Here is a 14,967-nt window from a genome sequence, read left to right as displayed (position 1 = left end):
GTGCGGGTTTTGTCCCTAAACAGGGATAAACCCGCGCGTCTGGAGGAGCACATGGGCGACAAAGACAGGTATACAGAACGGGGAATCGAAGAGTCTCTGGTCACCGATTTCACAGAAACTCACCGCAAAAGCTATGGGGATTTTCTGCAACTTAAGACTCTGCTGAACCTGCAAAAGACCTTTCAGGACCCGGCCCAACCTGATGAGATGTTGTTCATCATCATTCATCAGGTCAGCGAACTGTGGCTGAAACTGATGCACCATCAACTTGTCGAAGTCCGCCGGTTCTTGCAGCAGGACGATTTCGGTCCGGCGATGAAGAACCTCGACCGGATCAAGGCGATCCAACGGCAATTGATCGCCGCGTGGGAGACGCTACTGACTATGACTCCCGCGGACTACATGACGTTTCGAGACGCATTAGGCAGTTCGTCAGGCTTTCAAAGCTATGGCTATCGCCAAATCGAGTTCATTCTGGGCAACAAAGATCCCGCGACCCTGAAAGTGCATGCGCATGACCCAGAAGTGATGGAGATGCTGAACGCGGCTCTTACCAAACCCTCGCTCTATGACGAAGTGCTGCGGATGCTGGCCCGGCAAGGGTTTGACGTGCCGCATGATCTGATCGAGCGGGATTACGCAAAGCCCTACTCCGGCGATCCGCGTATCGTCAAAATCTGGGTCGAAGTGTTCCGCAACACGGAGCAATACTGGGATCTTTACGCGCTGGCCGAAAAACTGATGGATGTGGAATCTCTGTTCCAGAGGTGGCGATTCGATCATGCAACCGCGGTTGAGCGCGTGATCGGAATGCAGCCCGGAACGGGTGGATCTAGCGGCGTGGCCTTCCTGCGCAAAGCGCTGGAGTTGCGGTTTTTCCACGACCTCTACGACGTGCGAACCGAACTGATGTATACTGGGGAATAGGCCATGCTGTATCGCGGATTCACCCAAGAAGAGCTTGAGCAGGAGTATTCCCCTAGCTCAATGATTGGCGGTGATCTGACGCCATATCTAGCCAGCTATTCTGCCCTCAGCGCACAGGCACGGTCTGAAATTAGGATGCACGAAAACCGTTCCTATGGCGACAGCCCGACGCAACTTCTAGATTTCTTCCCCGCACCTGGCGCCAACGCGCCTTTGCATGTCTTTATTCATGGTGGCTATTGGCAGGCGCTTAGCCAGCGTGAGTCGGCCCCTATGGCACCGGTATTGCATGAGAACGGGCAAGCCTTTGCCACGCTGAATTATACGCTCGCCCCCGATGCCAGATTGGGGCAGATGGTCGACGAATGCCGTACCGCCTTGTTGTGGCTCGCGTCACAGGCCGAAACACTGGGTTTTGATCCATCAAACATCACACTTTCAGGCCATAGTGCAGGCGCCCATCTGGTCGCGATGGTCATGGCGACGTCTTCAAAGGCGTTTGCGCAGACCGGTCTGCGGGTACGTAATGTGATCCTGATCAGCGGGGTATATGACCTTGTCCCGATAAGCCTGACATCGGTGAATGATCCACTGCAGCTGACCAAGGTCGAGGTTCACGATCTCTCACCCTGCCTCAACCTGCCCGCACCGGGACCGCGTTACAGGGTAACCGTCGCCGAGCGGGATACGCCCGAGTTCATCCGCCAAAGCCGTGACTATGCGGAATTGCTGCGTAAGGCCGGACATTCGGTAAGTTTCGATCTGCAGAAGGGCAAGCATCACTTCGACATCATCATGCCATCGGGCACGTTTCTGTCGTCGCGCACGGACTAACCTAAATGAAAACAGCGGCCTAGTGGGGCCGCTGTTTCAAGTTTCTTTCTAGATCCGGATCAGTCCAGCGTACGCGTGACCTCTTCGCGTTCGAAAATCTCGATCACGTCGCCGGCGCGAATATCGTCGTAATTCTCGAACGCCATACCGCATTCCTGACCCGACTGAACCTCGGCCACTTCATCCTTGAAGCGCTTGAGGGTCTTCAGCGTGCCTTCGTGGATCACCACGTTGTCGCGCAGCAGGCGTACGCCAGCCGAGCGGCGGGCAACACCTTCGGTGACCAGACAGCCGGCAACTTTGCCAACACCGGTAACCTTGAAGACCTCTTTGATCTCGGCGTAACCGATGAACTTTTCGCGAATCTCGGCGCTCAGCAGGCCCGATGCGGCTGCTTTCACGTCATCAACCAGATCGTAGATCACCGAGTAATACCGGATCTCGACGCCCTTCTGGTTCGCGGTATTCCGCGCCGATGCGTTGGCACGGACATTGAAACCAAAGATCGGAGCGCCGGAGGCTTCGGCCAGGCCGACATCCGTCTCGGTGATCGCACCAACGCCCGAGTGTAGAACACGTACGCGCACTTCGTCATTGCCGATCTTCTCCATCGCCTGAACGATGGCTTCGGCAGAGCCCTGCACATCCGCTTTCATCAGAATAGGCAGCTCGGTGACGTTTTCGTCTTCCTTGGCCTTCTGCATCAGCTGCTCAAGGGTGGTCGCGGCACCGGCGGCGGCGCGTTTGTCCTTGGCGGCTTGCTCACGATAAGCAGCGATCTCACGGGCCTGCGCTTCGGTCTCGGTCACGTTCAGAACGTCACCTGCTTCGGGCGTGCCGTTGAGCCCCAGAACCTCGACCGGAACCGAGGGGCCAGCTTCTTTGACGCGGTCGCCCTTGTCGTTGATCAGCGCACGCACCTTACCGTACTGCTCACCCACGACAAAGATATCGCCCTGACGCAGCGTGCCGTTCTGAACCAGAACGGTAGCGACGGGGCCACGGCCCACATCCAGCTGCGCCTCGATCACGGCACCTTGGGCGGCGCGATCTGGGTTGGCTTTCAGTTCCAGAATCTCGGCCTGCAGTGCAATGGCTTCCAGCAATTCGTCCAGACCCTGACCAGTCATGGCCGAGACCTCAACGTCCTGAACCTCACCCGACATCTTCTCGACGATCACTTCGTGTTGCAACAAGTCAGTGCGGACTTTGTCGGGGTTCGCGTCGGGCTTGTCGATCTTGTTGATCGCTACGATCATCGGCACTTCGGCTGCTTTGGCGTGGTTGATCGCCTCGATCGTCTGCGGCATCACCGCGTCGTCGGCGGCAACAACAAGAACCACGATATCCGTGACTTGAGCACCCCGCGACCGCATTGAAGTAAAGGCTGCGTGGCCCGGCGTATCCAGGAAGGTCAGCGTGGTGCCGCCATCGGTTTTCACCTGATAGGCACCGATATGCTGAGTAATACCCCCGGCTTCGCCAGCCACAACACGCGCGTCGCGGATGGCATCCAGCAGCGAGGTCTTACCGTGGTCAACGTGACCCATGATGGTGATAACCGGCGGACGCGGTTGCAAATCATCATCGCTGTCTTCGACCTCTTTGATGACGTCTTCAACATCCGAATCAGAGACACGCGTGACCTTGTGGCCAAATTCTTCGATGATCAGTTCAGCGGTGTCAGCGTCGATGGTCTGATTCTGCGTGACCATCATGCCCATCTGCATCAGCGATTTGACAACGTCAGCGACACGCTCGGCCATACGGTTGGCCAATTCCGAGACCATGATCGCCTCGGGCAGCTGAACGTCGCGGATCACCTTTTCCCGCTCGACCGTGCCGCCCATGGCCTTCTGGCGCGCCCGCTCTTGCTTGCGCTTCATCGCAGCCATCGAGCGTTGGCGGTTGCCTTCGCCACCGGTGGCCTGACCCAGTGTCAGCTTGCCCGAGCGGCGATTGTCGTCACGGCCCTTGCCACGGCCACGCTGCTCACGCTCGCGATCCTGCTTGCGCGGTGCCGCAGCAGGTGCAGGCTTGCTGGATGGGCTGCGTGCGGCCTTGGGCTCGGCGGCGAGTGCCGGGGCTGCGGCAGCACGCTGGGCTGCTTCCTCGGCCTCTTTACGCTTGCGTTCTTCCTCTTCGGCCTTGGCACGGGCACGCTCTTCAGCTTCACGCTGCTCGCGTTCCTTGGCCTCTTGTTCGGCCCGGCGGCGTGCGCGTTCTTCTTCGCGCGCCTTTTCCTGCGCCTCACGGGCAGCGGCCTCTTCAGCCTCACGTGCCTTGGCGGCTTGCAACGCCTTCATACGACGCGCCATTTCCGCATCGGAAATACCCGCTGGGCGACGCGAAGGATCACCCGAAGGTGTCGCACCACCACTTGGTTTGGTCGCGCCCGGCTTGGGAACGACCACGCGTTTGCGTTTGGTCTCCACCACGACATTCTTGGTGCGTCCGTGGCTGAAACTCTGTTTCACATTTCCGGGGCGTGCCCCGCCACGAAGACCCAATGTCTTTTTGCCGTCACTATCGCTCATAAAGCTTCTTACCCTTCCGAGCGGCCCTTGCCGCCGTCATCCTTTTCGCGCAAGCCACGCAGGCGCTGCGCTTCCTCTACAACACGTTTGGCGAGTCCGCCAGAGGCCAAGGCCGCATGAATCACGGTTTGGCGCCCAAATGCCGCCCCAAGCTCGTCTGCGGTCAGCCAGCCGATGTATTTCCCGAAGTGCGGCGTGCTGAGTTTCGACTTGCCGCGCCCCGATCCGTCTGAGGCCTGAATCAGAACCTGGGCCTCTTCCCGGTCCAGCCAAGACTTGACCTTTTCATACCCGGCGACCGCATCTCCGGATTTGCGCGCCAGACTGATCAGTTCGATCACACGACGCGCCACCTGTTTCTCGACCTCATCGGTCAGGTCCTTGGCGGCACTCACCTGTGCCTTAAACCCGCGCGAGAACAGTTTCTTGTTCACCGCCTTGTCCAGCGCCGCACGATCCGCCGCCACGTAAACCCCACGCCCCGGCAATTTCGCCGCGACATCGGGAAAGACCTGACCATCCGGCCCCGTCACAAAGCGGATCAAGCCATATTTGGGCTGAACCTCGCCCGTGGCGATGCACTTGCGTTCAGGGCCTTCCGACCGATCCTTATGGACGCCACCGCGACCCATGTCAGCCACCCGAGGCCTGAGATCAGGCCTCGACCTCCTCATCGGTTGCTTCGCCGTCTTCTTCGGCCTGCTCCAGCTCGGCCGGATCAACCCAGCCCAGCATGATGCGCGCGGTCATGACCAGATCCTGCGCTTCTTCCAGCGTCACGCCGAAGGGCTCCAGTACACCATCATCTTTGATGCGTTCGCCATCGACCGTGGTCCAGCCACCGGCCAGTTCCCAGTCGGCGCAGGTTGCGAAGTCTTCCAGAGTCTTCACATCATCCTTGGCCAGCGCCTCTACCATCTGGGGTGTCAGGCCCTCGAATTCAATAAGACTGTCCTCGGCACCCAGCGCACGGGCTGCATCCAGCGCCGCCTTGGCCTGAGCTTCCAGGAATTCGCGTGCACGTGTCTGAAGTTCTTGCGCGGTACCTTCATCCACACCGTCGATGACCAGCAGTTCGTCGATTTCAACGTATGCCACTTCTTCGAGGTTGGTGAAGCCTTCAGAAACCAGCAGCTGAGCAAAGAATTCGTCCAGATCCAGCGTTTCCATGAACAACTGGGTACGGGCCTCGAATTCTTTCTGACGGCGCGCCGATTCTTCGGCTTCGGTCATGATGTCGATGTCCAGATTGGTCAGCTGGCTGGCCAGACGCACGTTCTGACCACGACGGCCAATGGCGAGGCTCAGTTGCTCCTCGGGAACCACAACTTCGATCTTGCCGGCTTCTTCGTCCAGAACCACCTTTGAAACTTCGGCGGGCTGCAGTGCATTCACCAGGAAGGTCGGCTGATCTTCGTTCCACGGAATGATGTCGATCTTTTCGCCCTGCAGCTCGTTCACAACGGCCTGCACGCGGCTACCGCGCATACCGACGCAGGCACCGACTGGGTCAATCGAGCCGTCATAAGAAATCACGGCAATCTTGGCGCGCGAGCCGGGGTCACGGGCCACGGCCTTGACCTCGATGATGCCGTCATAGATTTCCGGTACTTCCATCTTGAACAGCTCAGCCATGAATTCCGGCGCAGTGCGCGACAGGAATATCTGGTGGCCACGAACCTCGCGGCGGACTTCCTTGATGTAGGCACGCACACGGTCGTTCGGGCGATAGCTTTCGCGACCGATCTTGTCATTGCGGCGCAGAACAGCCTCGGCACCGCCCAGATCGACGATCACATTGCCGAACTCTTCACGCTTGACCGCACCGTTGATGATGGTGCCTGCACGATCCTTGAATTCTTCGTACTGACGATCACGCTCGGCTTCGCGAACCTTTTGCAAGATGACCTGCTTGGCGGACTGAGCAGCGATACGGCCCATTTCCACGGGCGGGACTTCTTCAACGAAGACGTCACCAACCTCTGGCGCCTCCATGTACTGCTTGGCCTGCTCGACGGTCATCTCGGCCTGATAGTTCTCAAGCTCTTCATCCTCGACCACGGTGCGGACACGGGTAAAGGTCGCCTTGCCGGTCTTGCGGTCGATGCTGACGCGGATGTCCATCTCGGCGCCGTAACGGCTCTTGGCGGCACGGGCGAGCGATTCTTCCATCGCTTCGACAACCAGACCGGGGTCGATCATCTTTTCGCGGGCCACGGCCTCGGCGGTCTGCAGCAGCTCCAGCTGGTTGGCTGAGGTGATTGCCATCAGTTCGTCTCCTCTTCGGACCCTTCGGTCTCAATCTCGTCGAAAGCGTTTTCGTTCAGGGCACCAGCGTCTTTGCGCTGGCGCAGCATTTCCTTGATCAGGTCATCGGTCAGAACCAGCTTGGCGTCGCTCAGCCAGTCAAATTGCAGACCGATGGTAATGGTCTCGTCTCCCTCGGGGATGTTGATCAGAACCTCATCCCCTTCGATCCCGGCCAATTCGCCCTTGAAGCGGCGGCGACCGTCGATCAGTTCTGCGGTTTCGATCTTGGCCTCATACCCTTCGAACGTCTCAAAATCTTTGAGACGGGTCAGAGGACGGTCAATTCCAGGGCTGGAAACTTCAAGCGTGTAGGCGTCCAAAATGGGGTCTTCGACATCCAGCGTGGCGCTGACCGCATTGGAAATCTCGGCGCAGTCATCCACTTCGATTCCGCCATCGGGCTTGTCTGCCATTATCTGCATCGTGGTGGTCTTGCCGCTCATCAGCCGAATGCGAACAAGCTCATACCCCAGATCCTCGATCACAGGGGTGATGATCTCGGCCAGTCGCCGGTCGATGGCAGCTTTGGCTATCAGGTCGTTTGTCATTCAGGTTCTCTACCCTGTTATCGGGCACAAAAAAACGGGCGCGCGGCCCGTCGAATTTTCCGGTGGAGCCCCGGACCAGAAGTCCGACGCGCCGCTGTTGCAACTGCATATACGCAGGAGTTCCTGAGTCTGCAACCCCCGGCGCAAATCGTGATCAAATTTACGCCAGCCACCACCGTTCGGCGATGCGCCCATCATCCAGCGCAGCCCGGCTGATCTGGCGCGGCATACCGACATGAGAGGCCATTGCCAACGCCATCTCGGCCTCAGACGGATGAAATCGCAGCCCGCGTTGCGCGGTTAGCTCCTCACCAGCCGGGAGCGCTGCGATATCTACATATCCATCGCGCAATGCTTCGGCCCGCACCCCGGCGTCCGGGATCACGATAATCTCAAGCGTATCGACCCATCCTGCCGTTCCGCTTTTGTAGTGATTGGACACCCTGCGTGCGCGGAAATGACGTTCATCCTCGGCCCGCTCAACCCGGTAGCATCCTGTGCCGTTGGCCAGAGCCAGTGGCGTCACGCCCCCTCGCGCAATGACAAACCGTGACCCAGCCAGCAAGAATGGTAGTCCCGGGTTGCCCTCAGCCAATTGCAACTGCACACGATCAGGTGCAATGGCCTCGGCCTGACCAATATCTTCCAGAACAGCTAGAACATCGTTCACGTCCAGCTTGGTGCCATCGTGGAACACAGCATCATCGCGCAGATCAAAGTTCCAGACCCGCGCATCAGCATCTGTCTGCCAATTTGTAGCCAGCTCTCCGCGCAGGGTACCATCGGGCGCGATCTCGGTCAGGCTGTCAAAGACTGCGCCCCGAGCCACCTGTTCCAGACTGTTGTCGCGTGGCACCGCCAGCCGCAAGGTGCCACCCTGTTTCGGCGTATCGGCCAGAGACGCTCCTGTCGCCGCCAGCAAAGCGGCGGCGGCGCCCGAGGCAAATAATGCGCGACGGTCGATGCGAGTCATACCGTTTCCTCCGACACGCGATCCATGATCCGAACCAGTTCCGCGCTGATGCCCGGTTCTGACAGGGCGTGACCGGCCTGCCGCACCATCTTCAGTTCGACATTGGGCCAGCGCTCGGACAGGTTCCATGCAGCCTGCGGTGGGCAGATCATGTCATAGCGTCCCTGAACGATATGACCGGGAATATGGGCAATCCGGTCCATCTGATCCAGAATTTGCCCGTCATACTCAAGAAACGCCTTGTTCGTGAAATAGTGATTCTCAAGCCGCGCAAAAGTTCGCGCGTATTCGCCGGGGCTTTCCCCGACCGACCCGTTGGTGTGGATCGAGGCCAAAGCGTTTTCCCAATGTGACCAAGCGCGAGCATACAGGATCTCGGTCGCGCGGTCGCCCGAAAACAGGCGCTTGTTGTAGGCCGCAATTGCGTCATTTACTTCATGTTCGGGCAAGAGAGAGGTGAACTTGGCCCATTGTTCAGGCCAGAATTTGCCCGCACCACCGCCATAAAACCAGTCCAGCTCGGCCTGTGTGGCCAGAAACACGCCGCGCAATACCAGCCGATTTACCCGATCTGGATGTGTTTGGGCATAGATCAATGCCAGTGTCGCGCCCCAGCTGCCGCCAAAGACGATCCAATCTTCGATGTCGAACAATTTGCGCAGACGCTCGATATCCGCCACCAGATGCCATGTCGTGTTGTTTTCGACCGACGCGGTTGGCCGCGACCGGCCACATCCGCGCTGATCAAAGAGAATCACCCGATAGGCATCCGGATTGAAATAACGTCGCATCGCCGGGCTGCAGCCGCCGCCCGGCCCACCATGCAGGATCACCACCGGAATCCCGTTGGGATTACCGCATTGTTCCACATATATACGGTGCCCATCGCCCATATCGACCACGCGCTGATCGAATGGATCGATCGGCGGGTACAGATATTGAACTGCGCGCTTTTGGTCCGGGTACTTGTCCATTATGGCCCTATATAGTCCTTAAGCGTAAAAGAGCACACGGAGACAGGAATGCAAGCGCATCCGAACACAGTGGACCCGTCAGAGATCGCAAAATTCGAAGCGATGGCCGCAGAATGGTGGGACCCGCATGGGAAATTCAAACCTCTGCACATGCTGAATCCGTGTCGTCTGGATTATATCACACAGCAGATCGCAGGTGAGTTTGACCGTGATCTCAAAGTCGCGAAGCCATTCGAGGGCCTACGCCTTCTCGATATCGGCTGCGGCGGAGGGTTGCTGAGCGAACCCATGTCCCGCCTTGGGGCCGAAGTCGTCGGCGCCGACGCTGCTGAGGGCAACCTGCCCGTCGCGCGCATCCATGCCGAACAATCGGGCCTGCAGATCGACTACCGCCACACGACCGCCGAGGATATGGCCGCCGCAGGTGAACAGTTCGACGTCGTGCTGAACATGGAGGTGGTCGAGCATGTGGCCGACCCGTTGGGTTTCCTGACTGCATCGCAACAACTTCTGAAACCCGGCGGGTTGCTGATCTGCTCCACCATCAACCGCAATCCGAAATCCTATGCCATGGCCATTTTCGGGGCCGAGGTCGTCATGCGTTGGCTGCCCCGCGGCACGCATGAGTGGAACAAGTTCATCACACCCGATGAACTGTTCGACCTGCTGCGCCAGGCCGGGCTGGACCCGGTGGACCGTAAGGGGTTCGTTTTCAACCCGATCCTGTGGAGCTGGTCGATCTCGGACCGGGATTTGAGCGTGAATTACGTGACGGCGAGTGTGAAGCCTAGGTAGGATGGGTTTTCAACCCATCTTGCAAGCGTTTTCGATCTTAAGCGATGGGTTAAAACCCATCCTACGCTTGATTATTTTACGGCTAAACGGTGAAGGTAAAACGCTGAGGCAAAACCAGCTTCGTCCAACGAGCGTTTGAGACGCCCATTTAGAAAAACGCGATGTGGTACGCCCGGGTCGCGCCAAATGTCGATCCCGGACGCCGCATCTGCATTGCAGACAACGTCCCCGGGCTTGGCATCCTTCCATTCAGGAAGTCGAAAAAGGTCATCCCGGTCGGGTCGGGCTCGTCGAAGACTTTTTGACTCAGCAATGTTCAGCGTGCCGGATTTGTTTGCGATCCACAGGATCGAGTAGTCCTGCTCAATCGGTGTGATCTTGTCTCTTTCGAACAGGTTGACGGGATAAAGCCCCCCTTGCCCTAATTCGAGATTTTTGAGGATATCAGCCACATCTGATCGGATCGCCAGAATTCCAAACAAAGTGATTACAGGAGAATACTTCCCGTAGTGAGGCTCAAAATCATGATCTTCAGGAGCAACCTCTTGAAAGAAATCCGGCAAGATATCCTGCTGCTCCAGCGGCTCCCCGTGGCGCTGCCAACGATACAGATTCGCATGATAACCTGATCCGGGTTGCCACCTGAAGGCCTTGAAGCGTTCACTTGGTTCTTCAGGAAAATCATCGGGGACAAGCGCCCGGAATGGCCTCTGCAGGTCCATCCCGACGGTAATGTCTGAAACCCAAATTTCATCCGTCATCTTTTACGATCCTTTGGCGCAGTTGGCGTAAAGCCCCTACTCCCCCTCCAACTGCAACCGCAAATCCCGTAGCACGGGCAGCGTGCTGCGCACCCGCTCCAGCCCCAGCTCTCCGACCACGCGGTTGATCAGCGGGGCAATCGAGGAAATCGCCTGATCGCGTGCGCGTCGGCCTGCGGGGCTGATGGCGACCATCTTGCGGCGGGCGTCGTCCCAGTCGGGGCGGATGTGGATATAACCGGCCCATTCCAGCTTGGCCAAAGTGTTGGTCATCGCCCCGCGCGTCACATGGAACGTGTTGGCAAGTTGCGCCGGGGTGCGCTCGTCGCCGACAAACACCAGATGGTTCAGCACCGAGAAATGCGAGATTTCCATGCCCTTGGGCAGCACCCGGCTCAGCCGGTTGCGCAATAGCTGATCGGCGGTCAGGATCTCGCTGAACAGCGTGACCGCAAGGGCATTTTTTTCGTCAGTCATGGTCCGGTTCTGGATCAGGGTCCGTCAAAGGGGCGGACATGTGTTAGTGAAGGCACGCGTCGTCGCGCCTCTGTAACAGACCTATCATCCAAATCAAAAAAGTGAATGCCCGGATCGGTGCCTGCGTCGATCAGCACCTCTCCCCACGGGGCGACAACCATACTGTGGCCGTGTGTATATCGCGTCTTGCCACGAGTTTTAGGGTGCTCACCCGTTTGTGCCGGAGCCAGCACCCAGCAGCCGGTCTCAATGGCCCGCGCGCGTAGCAGCGCTTCCCAATGGGCCGCACCAGTGACCGGCGAAAACGCCGCCGGGACAGTGAGAATCCGCGCGCCTGCCTGCGCCAAAGCGGCATACAGGTAGGGAAATCGAATATCATAGCAGATGGTCAGTCCGACTTTATCGAAATCGGTGTCGGCAATCACCGCTTTCTGACCGGGGCGGTAGTTCTTCGATTCGCGGAAGGTCTCGGATTCCGTGACCTGCACGTCGAACATGTGAATCTTATCATACCGCGCCACGATCTGCCCCTGCGGGTCGATCATGAAGCTACGGTTGGCAAAGCGGCCATCGGCATCATGCGTTTTGATCGCTAGTGAACCGATGAGCAGCCACACACCCAAATTGGCGGCCTGTTCGCCAAGGCCCGCCAGAGTGATATCGTCTTCTTCATGCTGCAAAACCTCGCGCTGCCGAGTGGTGCTGGTTGAGACGCAATTCGTGACTTCAGGCGTCAGAATGAACTGCGCACCTTGCGCAGCTGCATCGGCCATCATGGTTCGCACCATGTCCAGATTCTCGGTCGGATCATCCGACGCGGTGATCTGCAGCAAAGCGGTTTTCATCAAGCCGCCAGCAGGCGGTCCAGCTTGCCCTGACGTTCAAGCTCGTAAAGATCGTCGCACCCACCAACATGGGTGGTGCCCACAAAAATCTGCGGCACAGTGCGTTTTCCTGCCGCGCGCTGGATCATTTCAGGTTTGCGTTTCGGATGCATCAGCACGTCGATTTCCTTGAATTCGACGCCTTTCTGTTTCAACAACCGCTTGGCCGCATGACAAAAGCCGCACAGCGGCGAGGTGTAGATTTCTACCGGCTTCATATTCCGTCCCTTTGGGTTTCGCACATTCTTGGGCGAATTAGGCATCCTTGGCAACGCGCGCCAGTACCAACACGAAAATATGATTTGCCCCTGACGCGCGACAGACACGCGCGCAGGCGTCCAACGTCGCACCCGAGGTCATAACATCATCGACCAGAAGAATATCCCGGCCTCTGATCATGGGAGCACGTTTTCGGTGCAGGGATATGGCGTTGGACAACGCAAGGGATCGCTCAACCGCAGTTTTTCCGTCCAGAACAGGGGTGCGGACCGTGCGAACCAGAAGATCGGGGCAGACACTCAACCCCGTTTGCCGGCCCAGATGCTGCGCCAGAAGCGCCGATTGGTTGTAGCGACGCTTGATCAGCCGGGTCCAGTGCAGCGGTACCGGCGCGATCAATATGTTCGGGCGCAACAGCTCGTGCCCGGCTTGAGCCATCCAGCGTGCGGCAGGGCGGGCCAACTCAGGCCGATCCCCGTGCTTAAAGGCAAGTATGAGTGCCTTCGCGCGCCCCTGATACAGCAACGCTGCCCGACCATGCTGCCACGCGCGTGGTGCCCTGAGGCAGTCATCACATTCAATCCGGTGTCCGTCCTGCGCGCCGGGAAGTGGCATGCCGCAGCTTTCGCAGACGGTGCCACCGATGAACGGCGTGTCGCGCCAGCATGCGCCGCAGAGGCCGAAATCGGATTCGGTCAGTGCTCCGCAGGACAGGCAACGCGGTGGGTAGATCATCTCGACAGCGGTTTGCATCCCCTGACGAATGCGATACTTGCGGCTTATGAAGCTTCCGTCCGACACTACACCCTCTCTGTTTGACCGCGCCGTCCTTGCGCTTCACCGCAGCCGCGCGCGGGACGACGCGCTTTTCCTGCACCATGCCGCTGTCGACGAAGTGCAGGATCGTCTGTCCATGGTTAACAAAACCTTTCAGGCACCCGCCGTCGTGACGCCCTTTCCTCATATCTGGGAGGGGTTGTGGCCCGAGGCCCGGGTGATCAGGGATGAAGATGTTCTCGACCTAACTCCAGGAGAGCATGATCTCTTGATACATGCGATGGCACTGCATTGGGCAAACGACCCGGTCGGCCAACTGATCCAATGCCATCGCGCCCTAAAATCCGACGGATTGCTGTTAGCGGTATGTTTAGGAGGCGACACCCTAAAGGAATTACGCGCGGCCTTGGGTCAGGCCGAGATAGAGGAGACCGGCGGTCTCAGCCCCCGCATCGCCCCCATGGCCGAGCTTCGTGATCTGGGGGGGCTGCTACAACGGGCCGGGCTGGCTTTGCCGGTCGCCGACAAGGCGACGCTGTCCGCAGAATATCGCGATCTGGTGCATCTGATGCGTGATCTGCGAGCGATGGGGGAAACCAACGCTTTGGCGGATCGCCTGAAACACCCGACCCGACGCGCTGTTTTTGACAAAGCGCAGGACATCTACGCCGGACATTATAAATCGCCACAGGGCCGCCTGACGGCAACCTTTGAACTGATCTGTCTGACGGGCTGGACCCCCGATGACAGCCAACCCAAACCTTTGCGTCCGGGATCCGCCAAGATGCGGCTGGCTGATGCGCTAGGTACGGATGAGGGCAAACTGCCCGATTGACGACCGGCCTTTTCCCTATATCTCAGGCCAGACACCACAAATCAGGAAGCTTTCAATGTTTGATGCCACTCGTCCAACCCATGCCCCTGCAGACCATCCCAAGGTCAAGATGGGCCGCGTCGGCATCCTGCTGGCTAATCTGGGAACTCCAGATGACTACAGTTATTGGCCTATGCGGCGGTATCTGAACGAGTTCCTGTCGGACAAGCGCGTGATCGACTACCCGGCGTGGAAGTGGCAGCCGATTCTGCAAAGCATCATTCTGACCAAGCGGCCTTTCAGTTCGGGTGGGGCGTACAAGTCAATCTGGAATCACGATAAGGGCGAAAGCCCGTTGATGACGATCACCAAAGATCAGACTGCCAAGCTGCGCGCAGCGATGCAGCAGCGGTATGGCGATCGGGTGATGCTGGATTTTTGCATGCGCTACGGCAATCCTTCAACTCCGTCGAAGGTCCGGGAGATGGTAGAAGAAGGCTGTGATCGCATCCTGTTCTTCCCGCTCTACCCGCAATATGCCGGTGCCACGACTGCTACAGCAAATGATCAGTTCTTCCGCGCGTTGATGAAGGAGACATGGCAGCCTGCCAGCCGAACTGTTCCGGCCTATTTCGACGAACCTGCCTATATCGATGCGTTGGCGAGCTCTGTCGAGCGCGCCTATGCAGATATGGAGACAAAACCGGATGTCCTGGTCTGCTCGTATCACGGGATGCCCCAGCGCTATTTGCAGCAAGGGGACCCCTATCACTGCCAATGCGTGAAAACATCAAGGCTACTGAAAGAGCGTCTGGGATGGACGGATGATCAGCTGATCTCGACCTTTCAATCGCGCTTTGGACCGGAAGAATGGCTGAAGCCCTACACCGTCGATCACGTGGCTGATCTGGCGCGTCAGGGCAAGAAGAACATCGCCGTCATCGCACCTGCCTTCTCTGCCGATTGCATTGAGACACTGGAAGAGATCAACGAAGAGATCAAAGAGAGCTTCGAAGAGGCGGGTGGTGAATCGTTCACCTATATCCCTTGCCTTAACGACGATGATTCGCATATCGCCGCGCTGAGTAAAGTGATCGAAGACAATCTGCGTGGTTGGTTAGACTAATCGCGCGCTTT

General features: G+C 58.3%; 16 protein-coding genes. 5 read left to right on the top strand and 11 right to left on the bottom strand.

From position 1 onward, the window contains the following. The first annotated feature begins 51 nt into the window (after positions 1-51). Positions 52-927 carry a tryptophan 2,3-dioxygenase gene (locus tag ACR0I1_RS19425; protein WP_170515673.1) on the top strand — a complete coding sequence of 292 codons (876 nt, stop codon included), beginning with the start codon at positions 52-54 and terminating at the stop codon, positions 925-927. Between the two features lie 3 nt (positions 928-930). After that, the gene (locus ACR0I1_RS19420; protein WP_480707581.1) at positions 931-1,761 is read left to right on the top strand and encodes an alpha/beta hydrolase; all 831 of its coding nucleotides are present in this window, start codon (positions 931-933) and stop codon (positions 1,759-1,761) included. A gap of 59 nt (positions 1,762-1,820) precedes the next feature. On the opposite strand, the gene infB is transcribed toward ACR0I1_RS19420, so the two are convergent. The 6 genes from infB to pip all read right to left on the bottom strand — a co-directional run bounded on the left by infB (position 1,821) and on the right by pip (position 9,103). Then, positions 1,821-4,298: a translation initiation factor IF-2 gene (infB, locus tag ACR0I1_RS19415; protein WP_480707580.1), complete on the bottom strand. Its 2,478-nt coding sequence runs from the start codon at positions 4,296-4,298 to the stop codon at positions 1,821-1,823. An 8-nt stretch (positions 4,299-4,306) separates the two neighbouring features. Continuing rightward, positions 4,307-4,930 carry an RNA-binding protein gene (locus tag ACR0I1_RS19410; RefSeq protein ID WP_170395356.1) on the bottom strand — a complete coding sequence of 208 codons (624 nt, stop codon included), beginning with the start codon at positions 4,928-4,930 and terminating at the stop codon, positions 4,307-4,309. Positions 4,931-4,952: 22 nt separating this feature from the next. After that, a complete protein-coding gene (gene nusA / locus ACR0I1_RS19405; protein WP_170423355.1) occupies positions 4,953-6,566 on the bottom strand; it encodes a transcription termination factor NusA in 1,614 nt (537 codons plus the stop codon). After that, entirely contained in the window at positions 6,566-7,156 is a 591-nt protein-coding gene (rimP, locus tag ACR0I1_RS19400; RefSeq protein ID WP_010442531.1) for a ribosome maturation factor RimP, read from the bottom strand. The genes nusA and rimP overlap by 1 nt, the downstream gene beginning before the upstream one ends. 160 nt (positions 7,157-7,316) lie before the next feature. After that, the gene (locus ACR0I1_RS19395; RefSeq protein ID WP_170734142.1) at positions 7,317-8,129 is read right to left on the bottom strand and encodes an ABC transporter substrate-binding protein; all 813 of its coding nucleotides are present in this window, start codon (positions 8,127-8,129) and stop codon (positions 7,317-7,319) included. Further along, positions 8,126-9,103: a prolyl aminopeptidase gene (pip, locus tag ACR0I1_RS19390; RefSeq protein ID WP_170734143.1), complete on the bottom strand. Its 978-nt coding sequence runs from the start codon at positions 9,101-9,103 to the stop codon at positions 8,126-8,128. The genes ACR0I1_RS19395 and pip overlap by 4 nt, the downstream gene beginning before the upstream one ends. A 48-nt stretch (positions 9,104-9,151) precedes the next feature. On the opposite strand from pip, the gene ubiG reads away from it, so the two are divergent. Continuing rightward, positions 9,152-9,898 carry a bifunctional 2-polyprenyl-6-hydroxyphenol methylase/3-demethylubiquinol 3-O-methyltransferase UbiG gene (gene ubiG, locus ACR0I1_RS19385; RefSeq protein ID WP_480707579.1) on the top strand — a complete coding sequence of 249 codons (747 nt, stop codon included), beginning with the start codon at positions 9,152-9,154 and terminating at the stop codon, positions 9,896-9,898. Between the two features lie 71 nt (positions 9,899-9,969). Here ubiG and ACR0I1_RS19380 read toward each other — a convergent pair whose 3' ends face one another. Genes ACR0I1_RS19380 through ACR0I1_RS19360 form a run of 5 tightly spaced genes read right to left on the bottom strand, consistent with a single transcriptional unit; the run spans position 9,970 to position 12,992 of the window. Beyond that, a complete protein-coding gene (locus ACR0I1_RS19380) occupies positions 9,970-10,659 on the bottom strand; it encodes a hypothetical protein (protein ID WP_480707578.1) in 690 nt (229 codons plus the stop codon). A 36-nt stretch (positions 10,660-10,695) separates the two neighbouring features. Further along, positions 10,696-11,136 carry a MarR family winged helix-turn-helix transcriptional regulator gene (locus ACR0I1_RS19375; RefSeq protein ID WP_170395340.1) on the bottom strand — a complete coding sequence of 147 codons (441 nt, stop codon included), beginning with the start codon at positions 11,134-11,136 and terminating at the stop codon, positions 10,696-10,698. Between the two features lie 14 nt (positions 11,137-11,150). Next, complete coding sequence (locus ACR0I1_RS19370; RefSeq protein ID WP_170515687.1) at positions 11,151-11,981, bottom strand: carbon-nitrogen hydrolase family protein; 831 nt, start codon at positions 11,979-11,981, stop codon at positions 11,151-11,153. Then, positions 11,981-12,238: a glutaredoxin 3 gene (gene grxC / locus ACR0I1_RS19365; protein ID WP_170395334.1), complete on the bottom strand. Its 258-nt coding sequence runs from the start codon at positions 12,236-12,238 to the stop codon at positions 11,981-11,983. Before grxC ends, ACR0I1_RS19370 begins: the two co-directional genes overlap by 1 nt. A 37-nt stretch (positions 12,239-12,275) precedes the next feature. Then, positions 12,276-12,992 (bottom strand): double zinc ribbon domain-containing protein, encoded by a 717-nt coding sequence (locus ACR0I1_RS19360; RefSeq protein WP_480707598.1) that lies wholly within the window; start codon positions 12,990-12,992, stop codon positions 12,276-12,278. 28 nt (positions 12,993-13,020) lie between these two features. Here ACR0I1_RS19360 and ACR0I1_RS19355 point away from each other — a divergent pair, with 28 nt between their 5' ends. Both ACR0I1_RS19355 and hemH read left to right on the top strand, forming a co-directional pair. Continuing rightward, entirely contained in the window at positions 13,021-13,851 is an 831-nt protein-coding gene (locus ACR0I1_RS19355; protein ID WP_480707577.1) for a methyltransferase domain-containing protein, read from the top strand. Positions 13,852-13,906: 55 nt separating this feature from the next. Beyond that, the gene (gene hemH, locus ACR0I1_RS19350) at positions 13,907-14,956 is read left to right on the top strand and encodes a ferrochelatase (protein ID WP_480707576.1); all 1,050 of its coding nucleotides are present in this window, start codon (positions 13,907-13,909) and stop codon (positions 14,954-14,956) included. Positions 14,957-14,967 lie beyond the last annotated feature (11 nt).

This window comes from Ruegeria sp. B11, assembly GCF_056539785.1.
The sequence above is the reverse complement of the archived record's forward strand: the minus strand, read 5'-3'. Positions and strand labels throughout refer to the sequence as shown.

Excerpts from the sequence above, each read along its gene's own strand:
- ACR0I1_RS19425 (WP_170515673.1), top strand. The coding sequence starts at position 52 with ATGGGCGACAAAGACAGGTATACAGAACGGGGAATCGAAGAGTCTCTG.
- ACR0I1_RS19420 (WP_480707581.1), top strand. The coding sequence starts at position 931 with ATGCTGTATCGCGGATTCACCCAAGAAGAGCTTGAGCAGGAGTATTCC.
- infB (WP_480707580.1), bottom strand. The coding sequence starts at position 4,298 with ATGAGCGATAGTGACGGCAAAAAGACATTGGGTCTTCGTGGCGGGGCA.
- ACR0I1_RS19410 (WP_170395356.1), bottom strand. The coding sequence starts at position 4,930 with ATGGGTCGCGGTGGCGTCCATAAGGATCGGTCGGAAGGCCCTGAACGC.
- nusA (WP_170423355.1), bottom strand. The coding sequence starts at position 6,566 with ATGGCAATCACCTCAGCCAACCAGCTGGAGCTGCTGCAGACCGCCGAG.
- rimP (WP_010442531.1), bottom strand. The coding sequence starts at position 7,156 with ATGACAAACGACCTGATAGCCAAAGCTGCCATCGACCGGCGACTGGCC.
- ACR0I1_RS19395 (WP_170734142.1), bottom strand. The coding sequence starts at position 8,129 with ATGACTCGCATCGACCGTCGCGCATTATTTGCCTCGGGCGCCGCCGCC.
- pip (WP_170734143.1), bottom strand. The coding sequence starts at position 9,103 with ATGGACAAGTACCCGGACCAAAAGCGCGCAGTTCAATATCTGTACCCG.
- ubiG (WP_480707579.1), top strand. The coding sequence starts at position 9,152 with ATGCAAGCGCATCCGAACACAGTGGACCCGTCAGAGATCGCAAAATTC.
- ACR0I1_RS19380 (WP_480707578.1), bottom strand. The coding sequence starts at position 10,659 with ATGACGGATGAAATTTGGGTTTCAGACATTACCGTCGGGATGGACCTG.
- ACR0I1_RS19375 (WP_170395340.1), bottom strand. The coding sequence starts at position 11,136 with ATGACTGACGAAAAAAATGCCCTTGCGGTCACGCTGTTCAGCGAGATC.
- ACR0I1_RS19370 (WP_170515687.1), bottom strand. The coding sequence starts at position 11,981 with ATGAAAACCGCTTTGCTGCAGATCACCGCGTCGGATGATCCGACCGAG.
- grxC (WP_170395334.1), bottom strand. The coding sequence starts at position 12,238 with ATGAAGCCGGTAGAAATCTACACCTCGCCGCTGTGCGGCTTTTGTCAT.
- ACR0I1_RS19360 (WP_480707598.1), bottom strand. The coding sequence starts at position 12,992 with ATGCAAACCGCTGTCGAGATGATCTACCCACCGCGTTGCCTGTCCTGC.
- ACR0I1_RS19355 (WP_480707577.1), top strand. The coding sequence starts at position 13,021 with ATGAAGCTTCCGTCCGACACTACACCCTCTCTGTTTGACCGCGCCGTC.
- hemH (WP_480707576.1), top strand. The coding sequence starts at position 13,907 with ATGTTTGATGCCACTCGTCCAACCCATGCCCCTGCAGACCATCCCAAG.